General features: G+C 46.4%; 12 protein-coding genes. 5 read left to right on the top strand and 7 right to left on the bottom strand.

The features are described 5' to 3' along the window. Window positions 1-1,107 (top strand): GerAB/ArcD/ProY family transporter, encoded by a 1,107-nt coding sequence (locus tag MJQ52_RS14105; RefSeq protein WP_025853554.1) that lies wholly within the window; start codon window positions 1-3, stop codon window positions 1,105-1,107. Beyond that, window positions 1,104-2,234, top strand: a complete 1,131-nt coding sequence (locus MJQ52_RS14100) for a Ger(x)C family spore germination protein (protein WP_025853555.1) — start codon at window positions 1,104-1,106, stop codon at window positions 2,232-2,234. Before MJQ52_RS14105 ends, MJQ52_RS14100 begins: the two co-directional genes overlap by 4 nt. 3 nt (window positions 2,235-2,237) lie before the next feature. Here MJQ52_RS14100 and MJQ52_RS14095 read toward each other — a convergent pair whose 3' ends face one another. Both MJQ52_RS14095 and MJQ52_RS14090 read right to left on the bottom strand, forming a co-directional pair. Continuing rightward, window positions 2,238-3,650: a bifunctional glycosyltransferase family 2 protein/class I SAM-dependent methyltransferase gene (locus MJQ52_RS14095; protein WP_094247446.1), complete on the bottom strand. Its 1,413-nt coding sequence runs from the start codon at window positions 3,648-3,650 to the stop codon at window positions 2,238-2,240. A 93-nt stretch (window positions 3,651-3,743) separates the two neighbouring features. Further along, a complete protein-coding gene (locus MJQ52_RS14090) occupies window positions 3,744-5,120 on the bottom strand; it encodes a sugar porter family MFS transporter (protein WP_094247445.1) in 1,377 nt (458 codons plus the stop codon). A gap of 304 nt (window positions 5,121-5,424) precedes the next feature. Here MJQ52_RS14090 and MJQ52_RS14085 point away from each other — a divergent pair, with 304 nt between their 5' ends. From MJQ52_RS14085 to MJQ52_RS14075, 3 genes are all read left to right on the top strand, one after another. Continuing rightward, complete coding sequence (locus MJQ52_RS14085; protein ID WP_003151348.1) at window positions 5,425-6,411, top strand: LCP family protein; 987 nt, start codon at window positions 5,425-5,427, stop codon at window positions 6,409-6,411. A 154-nt stretch (window positions 6,412-6,565) separates the two neighbouring features. After that, entirely contained in the window at window positions 6,566-7,423 is an 858-nt protein-coding gene (locus MJQ52_RS14080) for a Cof-type HAD-IIB family hydrolase (RefSeq protein WP_025853558.1), read from the top strand. A gap of 112 nt (window positions 7,424-7,535) precedes the next feature. After that, window positions 7,536-8,258 carry a sunset domain-containing protein gene (locus tag MJQ52_RS14075; protein WP_094247444.1) on the top strand — a complete coding sequence of 241 codons (723 nt, stop codon included), beginning with the start codon at window positions 7,536-7,538 and terminating at the stop codon, window positions 8,256-8,258. 38 nt (window positions 8,259-8,296) lie between these two features. Here MJQ52_RS14075 and MJQ52_RS14070 read toward each other — a convergent pair whose 3' ends face one another. From MJQ52_RS14070 to pgsB, 5 genes are all read right to left on the bottom strand, one after another. Further along, the gene (locus MJQ52_RS14070) at window positions 8,297-9,532 is read right to left on the bottom strand and encodes a C40 family peptidase (RefSeq protein WP_077722947.1); all 1,236 of its coding nucleotides are present in this window, start codon (window positions 9,530-9,532) and stop codon (window positions 8,297-8,299) included. A 149-nt stretch (window positions 9,533-9,681) separates the two neighbouring features. Then, window positions 9,682-9,843, bottom strand: a complete 162-nt coding sequence (locus MJQ52_RS14065) for a hypothetical protein (RefSeq protein WP_003151344.1) — start codon at window positions 9,841-9,843, stop codon at window positions 9,682-9,684. 7 nt (window positions 9,844-9,850) lie between these two features. Further along, on the bottom strand, window positions 9,851-10,999 hold the full coding sequence (locus MJQ52_RS14060; RefSeq protein WP_017418784.1) for a CapA family protein: 1,149 nt from the start codon (window positions 10,997-10,999) through the stop codon (window positions 9,851-9,853). A gap of 18 nt (window positions 11,000-11,017) precedes the next feature. Further along, window positions 11,018-11,467 (bottom strand): poly-gamma-glutamate biosynthesis protein PgsC, encoded by a 450-nt coding sequence (pgsC, locus tag MJQ52_RS14055; RefSeq protein ID WP_003151340.1) that lies wholly within the window; start codon window positions 11,465-11,467, stop codon window positions 11,018-11,020. Window positions 11,468-11,481: 14 nt separating this feature from the next. After that, on the bottom strand, window positions 11,482-12,663 hold the full coding sequence (gene pgsB, locus MJQ52_RS14050; RefSeq protein ID WP_003151337.1) for a poly-gamma-glutamate synthase PgsB: 1,182 nt from the start codon (window positions 12,661-12,663) through the stop codon (window positions 11,482-11,484). Window positions 12,664-12,990: the final 327 nt, after the last annotated feature.

The raw sequence follows: 12,990 nt of genomic DNA, 5'->3' as shown, positions 1-12,990 counted from the left end.
ATGAAAAAACCGGAAGACAAGCTGTCGTTTATGCAGACACTTCTCATGGTAAGCGGAACAATGATCGGAGCGGGCGTGTTAACACTGCCGCGCTCCGCCGCAGCAGCGGACAGTCCGAGCGGATGGATCATTATTCTTGTGCAGAGTCTCGTGTTTATCGGCATCGTCCTGCTCTTTATGCCGTTTTTGCAGAAAAACAGCGGGGAAACCATTTATGAGCTGAATCAAAGCATCATGGGACGCGCCATCGGTTCTCTTCTGAATTTATTCATCAGCTGTTATTTTGTCGTCACCGTCTGTTTTCAAGCCCGTTTTCTCGGTGAGGTCATCAATTACTTTTTACTGAAAAATACGCCGATGGGTGTCGTTATATTCATCTTTCTGGCGGTCGGCATCTACCATGTGACCGGCGGGGTCTATCCCATTTCAAAACTCTATGCTTATCTCTTTCCGATTGCGATCGTCATTCTGATTGTGCTGCTCATATTCAGCCTGAGACTGTTTAAGCTGGATTTCGTCCGCCCGGTCTTGGATGGGGGCTACAAAAGCTTTTTTGAGCTGTTTCCGCGGACCCTTCTGTACTTTTCAGGACTTGAGGTGATTCTTTATCTGGTGCCGTTTATGAAAAATCCGAAGCAGGCGAAAAAGGCTGCCGTCTTCGGCATCGCATGCGCAGGCTTATTTTACAGCTTTACGCTGCTTGTCGTAATCGGCTGTATGTCGATCGCTGAAGCCAAAACGGTGACATATCCGACCATTTCCCTGATTCACGCCTTGGAAATCCGCGGTATTTTCATCGAAAGGTTTGATATCTTTCTTTTAATTACGTGGACATGCCAGCAGTTCACCTGTATGCTCGGTTCTTTTAAAGGAGCGCATCTCGGATTAAACACCATTTTCAAACTGAAAAATAAAAACAATGCCTGGCTGCTGGGGGGCTTATTGGCAGTGACATTCGGCCTTTCAATGTACCCCGATGATATCAACAGTGTGTTTGCATTCGCGAATATTCTCGGATATGCGTTTTTTGCCGTCATTATGATTCCTTTTCTCATCTGGTTTGTCAGCTGGATGAAAAAAATAGCCGGGAGGAAACAGACGTCATGACACATTTCGTAAAATGGGCGGCGGCGCTTTTCATACTGATGACGCTTTCAGGGTGCTGGGACGCGAAGGAAGTCGAAAAGCTGTCTTTCGCCCGGGGGCTGGCGATAGACGAGACGAGTGACCGCCGATATAAATTAACCTATCAAAACCTGCTGCCCCAAAGTGAAAACAGCCAGGCTTCCGGCCGGCCCGTGTTTGTCAATGTGACGTCGCGGGGGGATACCATTCTTGAAGCCGTCAGTGAAGTCGCTTTAAAAGATCCGCCCGTTTACAGCGATCATTTAAAAGTGCTGATATTCAGCGACAAATTGCTGGCCGACCAAAATATACTCCAGATGATGAATCATTTTATCCGCGATGATGAATTAAGGCGGAGCAGCTATCTCTTCGCGGCAAGAGGTAAAGCGTCCGATATTCTGACGGAGCCGACGCCGAATCAGCAGCAGCCCATGCCTGCGGAAAAGCTGATCGACCTTACGAACAACGGCGGCTACAACGGGAAGATTTTAAAACCGCTCCGAATCGGGAGAGCTTCGATTTACTGCCATAATAAACTCAGTTTTCTCATTCAGGCCGTCAGCAATCAAAAAGGAAAAACGGTGTATGACGGAGCGGCCATTATCAAAAACGCAAAACAAAACAGATTGGCGGGCTTTCTGTCATCATACGAAGTACAGAGCCTGAATTGGCTGACGGGGACGATACGGGGCGGCGTGCTGCCCGCTTTGGATAAAGGGGGGCACCCGATTACCTTCGAAATCAAAAAATCAACATCCTCCATCACCCCCCTGCTGAAAAACGGGAAGCTGTCATTTCATGTAGCGGTGAAAACAAAAGGACTTTTGTCAGAGGATCAATATGCCGGAGAAGATTCATTCGATCAGCACTATTTAAACGGGCTGGAAAAGATTTTCGAAAAAAAACTGAAAAGCGATATGAAAGAAGTCATCGATAAGCTGCAGAATCAATATGAAACGGACCCTGTCTTCTTTTCTGACAGAGTCCGCATTCAATATCCCGACTATTGGAAGAAAGTAAAGCACCGCTGGGATGAGACCTTCTCCGAAGCGGCCTTTGACTATGATGTTTCCATTCAGATTACCAACTTCGGAACGATGGGACGGTAGCCTTCAGCGTTTTTTTTCGACACGAAGGAGAATCTGATAAATCCGGCTTTGTTCGGGCAGCTGTGTCACCGGAAATTGCATCGATTGCGCCATTCGTGTGATTTCCTGTAAAAACAGCTGCACCCGCTCATCCACGTGAACATACGTATAGGACTGCTTTTTCACGTCAAATGTCTCTTCCGGAAAGAGCGTGCGCACCGTCTGCGGCGTAAAAAACCGCAAGTGGGTGCGGTCGAGAATGCCGGCGTCTCTGTATGTCCAGTCACCGAGCAGAAGCGGGAACAGCGCTTCGGCGTGGGAAATATTCGGAATGCTGCAAACAATTGATCCGGCAGGCGACAAATAGGATGAGTACGTTTCAATGACGCGCCACGGGTCTTTTAAGTGCTCAAGGATGTCCGCGAAAATGATGCAATCAAAAAAGCCTTCCGGATAAGGCAGCTTCACTTTTTCGACATCTTCCTGCAGCACCGCTTCATAATGACCTTTTGCCGCTTGCGCCGCCAGCGGGTGCAGTTCTATTCCGTACAGTTCGCAAGGCTGTCTGTTTTGAAGTTCCAGCCCCGTAGCTCCCGCACCGCAGCCGACATCAAGTATCCGTTTCGCCTCCCGGGGAACGAGCTCCGCAATTTCCGGTCTCGGATGAGTAAAGTACGTAAAATCAGTGCCCCATTTTTCCGTAAAACGCTGGCGGTTCTCCGAATATAACTGATTGATATTGATATCCTGATTAGCCGTAAACGTCGCATGCCCGTGGTGATGCACAAAGGCATCGAGAGCGATGTGCAGGCTGTAGCCTTTTTGCAGGGCGCGCAGACATAGGTCATCATCTTCAAAAGAACCGTATCCGAATTGCTCATCGAACGGGCCGATGTCTTCAATGACGCTTCTTTTCACCAGAAGACAGAAGCCGACAAGGCGCAGCACCCGCTTTGTATGATGCTTTTCCCGTGCGCAATATGCCTCCGCGAATGACTCCAGCTCATCAAGCGATTGATACGCGTCATGGATCATTTGCGCGCCGCTGACATAGTTGCTGACGGGCCCGACCATACCGGTTTTTTCAGATTGATACAGCACCCTCAGCATGGAGGTGAGCCAATTTTTCGTGACCATCGTATCGTTGTTCAGAAACAGCAGATTTTCTCCCCCTGCCGCTTCGATTCCCTGGTTGCACCCCTTGGCGAACCCGAGGTTTTTTTCATTAAGGACGACTTTGACGTCAGGCAGATTTGATATGTATTCTCTCGTTCCGTCTGAGGAACCGTTGTCAACTATAATCAGTTCAATCTTATCTTTGTCGGTGTATCGTTCAATGCTGGCCAGACATTTTTTCGTCAGCTCAAGTTCATTATATGTAAGGATAATAATACTCGTTTTCACCGGCATCCCCGCCTTTATCGTGACTTTATACAACGTATGACATATCCCCGTCATTTATGTGACCGGGCGCCCGCTCGGCATCCGTTTTGAGGGGCCGGTGAATAACCGCCCCCCTAAAACTGAATATTACGGATGAACTGTCCGCCGATTTGATTCTGATCCCGAGCCTCCGTTACGGCTTTTCAGATCCTGCTCAATTTCTTCAAGGCTTTTCCCCTTCGTCTCGGTCACTTTAAACCGGACGAACAGGAATGCCAGTATCCCGATCACGGCATAAATGAGAAATAAATAGCTGATGCCGACTGCTTCCATTAACATCGGATAGGTTAATGAGACAATCAATGTTCCGGCATGCAGCATCAAAGTGGAGACACCCGTCCCGATACCCCGGACATGCAGCGGGAATAATTCAGGAAGCATGACCCACACGGCAGGCCCCCAGCTGACCGCAAACACAATGATAAACAGGCCTAAACAAATCACCGTTGTCCATGATGCGGCTGCTGAATGTTCAAAGAAAAGATTGACCGCAGCCAATACGAGCAGACTGATGACCATGCCCGCATTTCCGGCCAGCAGCAGCGGCTTCCGGCCGATCTTATCAATGACTTTAATAGCCGCAAGCGTCATGATGACATTGACGGCGCCGATTCCGACCGTTCCCAATATAGACGCGGAATTGCCGAACCCGACACTGGTAAATGTTTTCGGTGCGTAATAAATAATTGTATTTGTCCCGATGAATTGCTGCAAAAAGGCAAGTCCGAGGCCGGCAATCAGCGCGGGTCTCACCCACGGCTCAAACAATTCTTTCAAGCCGCCTTCGTTTTCCTTTTCCGCTTCTTTCATCTGATCAATCTCATCATCAATATTCTTCGTTCCCCGCAATGATGAAAGGATTTCTCTTGCTTTCTCTTCTTTGCCGATCGTAAACAGCCAGCGCGGGCTTTCCGGCATAAATAAGATTCCGATCAGCAGAATAACTGACGGCACAACCGCAAGTCCAAGCATCCAGCGCCAAGCCCCTGCATCGGCAAATATATAGTTCACGATATAAGAAACGAGGATTCCGACCGTAATCATCAGCTGATTCAGCGAAGAAAGCGCCCCCCGTTTATGCTTCGGAGCCAGCTCCGATAAATAGAGCGGGACGATCGTTGTAGATGTTCCGACAGCCAGTCCGAGAATAATTCGGAAAAGAACCATCACCCCTGTATTCGGGGCAAAAGCGACTCCTAATCCGCCTATACAAAACAGCAGCGCCGCTCCCATGATGGCCTTTCGTCTGCCGAACCGGTCGGTCAGTTTGCCGGCGAATCCCGATCCGAGAATCGCCCCCGCCAATAACGAACTGACGACGAGGCCTTCTGTAAAGGCGTTCAGTCCCAGTTCTTTTTTCATAAATAAAATAGCTCCGGAAATGACTCCGGTATCATATCCGTATAACGCGCCGCCGAGTGCGCCGAAAAAATAGAGCCATTTATTCGAGTGTATGCTTTTCATGTTATATAGACTCCCTTCATCCAACGCTGTATCCGCGCGGAATTGTTCTACTGCTTCTTTTGCCTGTTTCCGATCGTTTCAAACCTTCCGCACCGTTAATATCCATTATTTTACTGATTATTTTTTACAAAGCGCCGAAACATTTCCCGCTTCCTGCCGTCCAATATAATGTGAACCTGATGCAAAAATAACAGTAGATGTTGTCGAAATAGAGAGAAAGATTTAGAATTTTCTCATTTGCAGAGTTGCTCCAAGTCAACAATTATGGTACGCTTCACAAAGAATAGAAACGAGAGGTAATGATATGGAAGAACGATCTCAACGCAGAAAAAAGAAAAGACGCCTCAGAAAATGGGTGAAATTTGTACTGGTATTCGCCGCTTTCTTATTGGTGATCGCCGGTTCCGTCGGCACCTACGCATTTGTGAAATTGAATAATGCGACCAAAGAAGCGCACGTCAGCCTTGACCGCGGCGACCAGTCCGTAAAACGGATCAAAGAATTTGACCCGAAGAAGGATTCTTTCACCGTATTGCTTTTAGGAATAGACGCCCGGGACAATAAGGGCGAATCAGTAGATGACGCAAGAAGTGACGCCAATGTGCTCGTCACCTTCAACCGGAAAAAGAAAACAGCGACGATGCTCAGCATTCCGCGGGATTCCTATGTCAACATCCCGGGACACGGCTATGACAAATTCGCGCACGCACATGCTTACGGCGGTTATAATTTAACTTATAAAACAGTAGAAAACATGTTTGATATTCCGGTAGATTATGTGGTTGAGAGCAACTTCGACGCGTTCCGCGATGTCGTCAATGAGTTGAACGGCGTTACGGTAAATGTGAAAAGCCAGAAAATTGCCGATCGTATTAAAGTCGATACAAAAGGAAAAGTCGTGCTGAAGCCGGGCGTCCAGACGCTTGACGGTGAGCAGGCACTGGCTTATGTAAGAACACGCAAAGCGGACACCGATCTGATGCGCGGACAAAGACAGATGGAAGTGCTGAGCGCCATTATTAAAAAATCTAAATCGTTAAGCTCGATCCCATCGTATGACGATATCGTCGACAGCTTAGGGAAAAACTTGAAAATGAACTTATCTCTTAATGACGCCATCGGTCTGTTCCCGTTTATCACATCGCTGAAATCGGTGAATTCTTTGCAGCTGACAGGTTCAGACAGCTACATTTACACTCCTCAGTACGGCAAAAATATTTATTACTTCAAGCTGAATGAGGAAAACCTTCAAGAAGTAAAAACGAAATTAAAAAATGATTTAGACGCGTAAGATGTCACGGCGGGATTAGCAAATCCCGCCGTTTTTCTGTTGAAAAAAAGGACATGAAGGTATAGCCTTTTAACTGACGGCTTTCTGCTGATTTCGCACAAAGCTGAACATACTACATGAAGCAGCTTTATTTTTAAGGAGGGCATCCATACATATGAAATTGATAGCCATTGACTTAGACGGCACATTACTGAATTCGGACAGTGTGATTTCTCCGGAAAACAGAGCGGCTTTACAAAGAGCGGATGAAGCGGGCATTCTCGTGGCCATCTGCACGGGCAGAGCCACGTTTGATGTAAAAGCGCTCTTAAAGGATTTGGATATTCCGATCATTGCGGCAAACGGCGGGACAGTCCATGACAAAGGATACCGCCTCGTCAGCCGCCTCTTAATGGATCAGCAGGCCGGAAAGGATATCGCCGCTTATTTAACGAACAAAGACATTTACTTTGAGGTCTATACAGATGATCATCTGCTGTCCCCGTTTGACGGCGAGTCCAAACTGCAGGCAGAACTGGACATTCTGAAAAGCGCCAATCCCAAGGAAGATATTCAGACATTATGGGAGGGCGCAAAGACGCAGTTCAAACAATTCGGCATTAAACCCGTACAGGATATACAGGCGATTTTTAACGGAGACGAACATGTTTACAAGCTTCTTTGTTTCTCTTTTGATATGGAAAAACTGAGAAACGCCAAAGAAGAAATTACACATCATCCGAAATTATCCCAGACATCTTCCGGAAAACACATTATCGAAATCCTCCCTGCCGGTTCCGGAAAGGGACGTGCTCTGACGGAGCTTGCCTCACTGTACGGAATTGAAAAACAGGATATTTACGCCATCGGCGACAGCCCGAATGATTTCTCCATGTTTGAAGCGGCGGGAAACCGCATCGCCATGGGCAATGCGATTGATGAACTGAAGGAAAAAAGCACGTATATTACAAAAAGCAACGATGAAAACGGCGTCGCATATTTCATCAACCGGCTTCTCGACAACGGGCAATAAAAGGTAAAAGCCAGGTCTTTCACGGCCTGGCTTTTCACGTTTCCCAAAAAAGAAATTCCCAAAAATGAAAATAAATTGTAAGATAAAGAAAAAAGAAAAAAGGAGTTTCATGATGTCGAATGCAATCGCTATTATAGGATTTTTAGCTTTTCTCTGCGCAGTCGGATACGGAATGTTTCATCTCATATGCAAAGCGGCAAAAAAAGAAAAACATTTTTCAAAAAAGCTGTTTTGGCCCCTTCTCATCGGCGGATTTATCCTGCTTCTGACCGGTGCCTCCCCCGCAGAACCGGACGCCTCGGCCGTGAAGGCAGAGGAGAAATACAGCACCCTTGATACGGCTTATCAAAAATTGACGAAGGAACACCAGGCGCTTGAGAAAAAATATGAAAGCATCAGTGCCGCGGCCGAAAAGGAGAAATCCGAAGCTGAAGCCGGCAATGAAGAAAAACTCAGCAAACTCAGCCAAGAGATAAGCGAGCTGAAAAAAACAAACAAATCACTCAAACAAGACAATGAGAAATTAAAAAATTCACAAAAGAAGCTCGAAAAGACCGCTGAAACCCTTCAGTCAGAAAATAAAACTTTAAAGCGGCAGAAAGCAAAAACAAAATCCGAAAACGCGGAAACGGCGCAAAACAACGCCCCTTCCTCCGGAGGACATGCCGAAACGAAAGCATCCGGCACCTCACAGGGATGCGACATTAAAGGCAGCCGGAACGGCATTTATCACACGCCGGGAAGTACATACTACAACCGGACGACAGAGCCCGCAGAAATGTTCTGTTCTGTAGAAGAAGCGGAAGCGGCCGGATACAGAGCGCCGAAACGATAAAAGAAAAAGACGTCAGAGACACTCTCTGACGTCTTTTTTTACGGAAGCCGGATGCCGCCCGCATATTTGTCCTTCCAATAAGCGCTTGTGTTCATATTTGTTATGGTAACGCCTGCGGACACGGTGACATGAATCACTTGTCCGTTCCCGATATAAATGGCCGGATTCAGGCTTTCCGCTTTAAAGAAGACCAGATCGCCGGGCTTCAGATCTTGTTTATCGACCGGAACGCCCGCCTGCATCTGCTTGTCGGCATAACGCGGCAGGCTGATACCTTTCGCTTTTTGATAGATGTATTGAACAAATCCCGCCGTATCAAAGCCGGTTTCCGGTGAAGCGCCGCCTTTCAGATAAGAAATTCCGATATGATCGGCCGCTGTGGACACAACGGGGTTGTCTTTAGAAATGGCTAAATTGCTGAATCGGCGCACCCCTGTGAAATGTTTTTTCCAATAATCTTCCGCCAAGTAAGAAATGGTGACTTTTTCGGAGCGGCTTGCTTGGATGAACCTTCCCTCTCCCGCATAAATGCCCGCATGGGAAATTCCTTTTTTATACGTATCACTGAAATAAATCACGTCCCCGGGCTTTATGTCGCTCAGCTTGATTTTCTCACCGACCAGCCACTGCTGTTCCGCAGATCTCGGCAGGTAAATGTGAAGCTTGTTTTCAAAAACATATTGGACCAGACCCGAACAGTCGAATCCCGCCTCGGGCGTGCTTCCGCCGAATACATACGGAATGTCGAGGTAACGGGCTGCCTCCTGAACGATCGGATCATCAGCCAGTTCCGGATCTTTTGTCATCCGCTTTGCGCCAAGATATAAATTCATCCAATAACTGCTTTTTTGAAAGCGTGTGACGGTTACGCCTTCTGACGGAGAACTGTGTATCATCTCTCCGTTTCCGATATACAGACCGTCATGGACAGGCGTATTTTGTGTTGAATCCGACTTTTTGAAAAACACAAGATCTCCCGGTAAAAGGTCATTTTCTTTGACGGCGGCTCCGACTTTCCATTGATCACTGACCGTTCTCGGCAGATGGATGTTCTGCCTGCTGAAAAGATAATGCATCAATCCGGACGGATCAAAACCGTCCTCAGGCTCTTCGCCTCCGTAAACATATTTATTTCCGACAAGTTTTTGCGCGTCTGAAACGATCAGGACAGAAACTTGAGAATCCGCTTCGGCAATTTCCGTTCTCGTTACTGCAGGTGCCACAAGACAAATCATAAGGCCGGCAAGGATGTACTTCCTCCAGCTTGTGAGCATGTTTTCTATTCACTCTCCTCATTTTTAGTAGTTTTTACATCGGTAACTTTTAACAAATGTTTAGGAGAGCACAAAAAAAAGAATGCCCGATATGGGCATTCTTTACTGGATTCGGAACAAACAATATGCCGGCAAGCGGAATCATGAGCTTATTTTGCGCCCGCTGTGTCCTCTTGCTGAATTTTTTGCATTTCCGTGTCAATTTTTTGTTTTTCCTGATCTGTGAGCTGATCATTGTATTTAAACGCAGACATAAACATAAATACCATAATGATCGCGGCAAACGGCCATCCTGCTTTAATGATTTTCATTTGTTTTTCACTCCGCTTTCTTTTTTAAGATATCGCTGTGATCCACATCAAACGTTAATTTTCCATCCTTGACGCTCCACTTGAAATTCGATTCTTTCGTCAGTTCACGTACGATCGTTTTATGATTGATGCTGCCTTTTTTAACCGGTGCAGGCGTTGCTTCATGAATGTTCATCGGCGTGACTTCAAAGCGTCCCGTGCCGTTTTTCTGCAGATGATATTGAACAAGCGCCGTGTCTCTCGTTCTTGTCCACCCCTGGTCGAATACGAAGTTGCCCAGGCTGTAGAAAATAACGGTGCCGTGGTACATTTCGATCGGTTCCAGCACGTGCGGATGGTGTCCGACGATAATATCCGCTCCGGCATCTGACATTGCTCTTGCCAATTGGCGCTGTCTGTCATTCGGATCATTATCGTATTCCTGTCCCCAGTGTGTTTGAACAATGACAAGATCGGCTTTCTTTTTGGCTTTAGAAATCATCGGAATAAACAGCTCTGGATCGGCCGGAAGCACACCCGGCGCATTTCGTTTAGCTGCAAAACCTTTTCCGGAAACATCAGTGAAACCCAGTGTTGCGATTTTGATTCCGTTTACATCTTGATAAGAAATGTTCTGCTCGGCTTCCTTCAGCGTGAGGCCCGCTCCGACAAGTTCAAGATTTTGCTTTGAAAACTCTTCAACCGTATCCCGCATTCCTTGAGGGCCGTAATCCATCGCATGGTTGTTGGCTGCCGTGAGAACGGTGAAATTCATGTCCTTCAATACTTTTACGGCATCTTTGTTTGACTGAAGGTGGATATTTTTTTCTGCTTCTTTGTAGTTCTTTTTATATGTAACCGGGTTTTCAAAGTTCCCCGACACATAGTCGGATGCTTCGAAGAATGGCTTTGCGTAACGGAAGACACTCTCCGTGCCTTTATGCTTTGTCACTTTCTCGACATTCCGGCCCATCATAATATCTCCGACGAATGAAGCTGATACAAGGTCATCGGCATTTCTTTTCACACTCGGCGTTTCCGCCTTCCCTGTCAGGATGCAGACGAACATCAGGCAAAAGACGATCGGCAGCGCGATAAAAACGTGAAGATTGGTCTTCTTTTTCTGCTGTTTGGTCAGCTTCAGCAGTTTTTCTTGAAAGCTTAATTGTTTTTTCATCGTTTGACACACCTTACATTAGATTAAGTAGTAAGCAAACATAATGGCAAAAGTTGCGCCGCTTAAGAACAGCGTGCTGGCGAATGTAATCGTTAATCCCTGTTTCTGAATGGTATTGGCGATCAGACCCGGTACGATGATACCGATTCCGCGGAATTCTGATATCTCAAACGGTACGATCGGGTAAAGAAAATCAAGGGCGATTTTTAAGCAGATTCCCGTTATCAGCATAGCTGCGAATTTTCTGCGTCCGTACAAAATCATAAATCTGGATAAACCGTATTTGACGATCACGTATGTAAGAAGACTCACTAACAATACGAGTAAAATAAAGACCGGCTGGTTAAAAACGAGCCCTAAATAACCCGGCACAACTAAACCGGCAGGTACGATACCTGTTTTTTCCGCGAAAATTAAACTGATTAACACGCCTAAAATAAGTGAAATGTATAAATCTGATCCGAACATTTATCCTTTTCCTCCTAGCTAACGAGCTGTTTCACCTTATACTCTTGGATTTTTTCAATTAATGGTTCCGCTGAACCGTGGATATTGCCGACGCCATATATGACACGGTTTTGCATTCTTGTTTTCAGCACGTCCATGATTTCGTCTGTTGATTTATATTCCAGATCGTGCAGTGTATCGGCAGGAATCTTGCCTTCTTCATAAGCTCTGACGATCGGTTCCGTCGTTTCGCCGATGAGTATGAGTTCCTTCGTTTTAATGTACGGAAGCACGTCGTTTGCGAACTGAATCGTTCTGTCCACACGGTCGGCGCGGCAGTTCATGATGACGATCGGTTCATCTGTCGGGTAGCCGATTTCCTTTACACGTTTCCATATATTCAAAGTAGAAGATGCATCATTTGCGGCAAAGCCGTTTACGAAATGACCGGGCTCCTTCGTGCTGAGCAGCGGCAGGATTCTCATGGCGCCAGGATCAGGCGGCGCGTTCAGCATTCCTTTAAACGCCGTTTCTTCATCTATCCCAAGAGCCTGGGCAACGCCGAGCGCCAGGGAAGCGTTATCAGGAAAGACCATATATTCAAATTTTCGAAGGTATTCATCTGTAATTTTAGAGTTATCCGCAATAATGACCTCGGTATTCCGCTCTGCGGCTTTTTCTTTAAAGAAGTCTGTGTATTCACTGTCTGTAATGACAAGGTGACCGTTATACGGTATCGTCGCGGTAAAAGCTTCAGCTATTTCATCAAGCGTCGGCCCCATGACATCCATATGGTCTTCAAGCACATTCACGATGACGCCGATGTTGGCTTGAAGGAGTTCTTCCTGAAAGATAATCTGATAATCCGGGTTTACCGCCATACATTCACTGACAATGGCATTGGCGCCCCGTTCTACGGTTTCCTTCATTACTTCTTTTTGCTCGCCGATATTCGGGCCCTGCGGTTTCCGTTTGATCGGTTTCTCCTCAGGTGTATCCCAATAGATCATCCTTGCATCTGTTCCCGTCGTTTTTCCGACTGTTTTGTAGCCCGCCTCCATCAGTATTCCGGTCGTCAGCCTCGTTACGGTTGACTTTCCGCGGATACCATTAATATTGACGCGTACTGGCAGAGCATCGATATTCTTCTGATGCCGCCTTTTTTCAATGATTCCGATGATTAGTACGGCAGCACAGGCTATAATGAGTAACCACATTGATTTTTGACATCTCCTTCTGTATTGATAAATTCATTCATCAGTATATAGCTTCACTATGAATTCTCAATCGGCATTATGTAACATAATCTTCCCGCTTTCACTGAGCCAAACTTCTCTATTAGTGACGCTATTCTTCCTATGATCGAATTGCTTTTTTTGGGAATAGGCAGGACTTCAACCTTACTTCAATTTTTCAAAAGAAAAATGAATGCGTTTACATTTCCACACAGAAATTCATTTGGACCAATGGGACTATACGCGTTCCGGAAGAAAAAGATGTAATGATAATCCATCTTTTACAGCCTGTTATATCAGCGTTTTCCG

Source organism: Bacillus sp. jun7, from assembly GCF_051034795.1.
Classification (GTDB): Bacteria; Bacillota; Bacilli; order Bacillales; family Bacillaceae; genus Bacillus; species Bacillus velezensis.
The sequence above is the reverse complement of the archived record's forward strand: the minus strand, read 5'-3'. Positions and strand labels throughout refer to the sequence as shown.

Excerpts from the sequence above, each read along its gene's own strand:
- MJQ52_RS14105 (WP_025853554.1), top strand. The coding sequence starts at position 1 with ATGAAAAAACCGGAAGACAAGCTGTCGTTTATGCAGACACTTCTCATG.
- MJQ52_RS14100 (WP_025853555.1), top strand. The coding sequence starts at position 1,104 with ATGACACATTTCGTAAAATGGGCGGCGGCGCTTTTCATACTGATGACG.
- MJQ52_RS14090 (WP_094247445.1), bottom strand. The coding sequence starts at position 5,120 with ATGAAAAGCATACACTCGAATAAATGGCTCTATTTTTTCGGCGCACTC.
- MJQ52_RS14085 (WP_003151348.1), top strand. The coding sequence starts at position 5,425 with ATGGAAGAACGATCTCAACGCAGAAAAAAGAAAAGACGCCTCAGAAAA.
- MJQ52_RS14080 (WP_025853558.1), top strand. The coding sequence starts at position 6,566 with ATGAAATTGATAGCCATTGACTTAGACGGCACATTACTGAATTCGGAC.
- MJQ52_RS14075 (WP_094247444.1), top strand. The coding sequence starts at position 7,536 with ATGTCGAATGCAATCGCTATTATAGGATTTTTAGCTTTTCTCTGCGCA.
- MJQ52_RS14070 (WP_077722947.1), bottom strand. The coding sequence starts at position 9,532 with ATGCTCACAAGCTGGAGGAAGTACATCCTTGCCGGCCTTATGATTTGT.
- MJQ52_RS14065 (WP_003151344.1), bottom strand. The coding sequence starts at position 9,843 with ATGAAAATCATTAAAGCAGGATGGCCGTTTGCCGCGATCATTATGGTA.
- MJQ52_RS14060 (WP_017418784.1), bottom strand. The coding sequence starts at position 10,999 with ATGAAAAAACAATTAAGCTTTCAAGAAAAACTGCTGAAGCTGACCAAA.
- pgsC (WP_003151340.1), bottom strand. The coding sequence starts at position 11,467 with ATGTTCGGATCAGATTTATACATTTCACTTATTTTAGGCGTGTTAATC.
- pgsB (WP_003151337.1), bottom strand. The coding sequence starts at position 12,663 with ATGTGGTTACTCATTATAGCCTGTGCTGCCGTACTAATCATCGGAATC.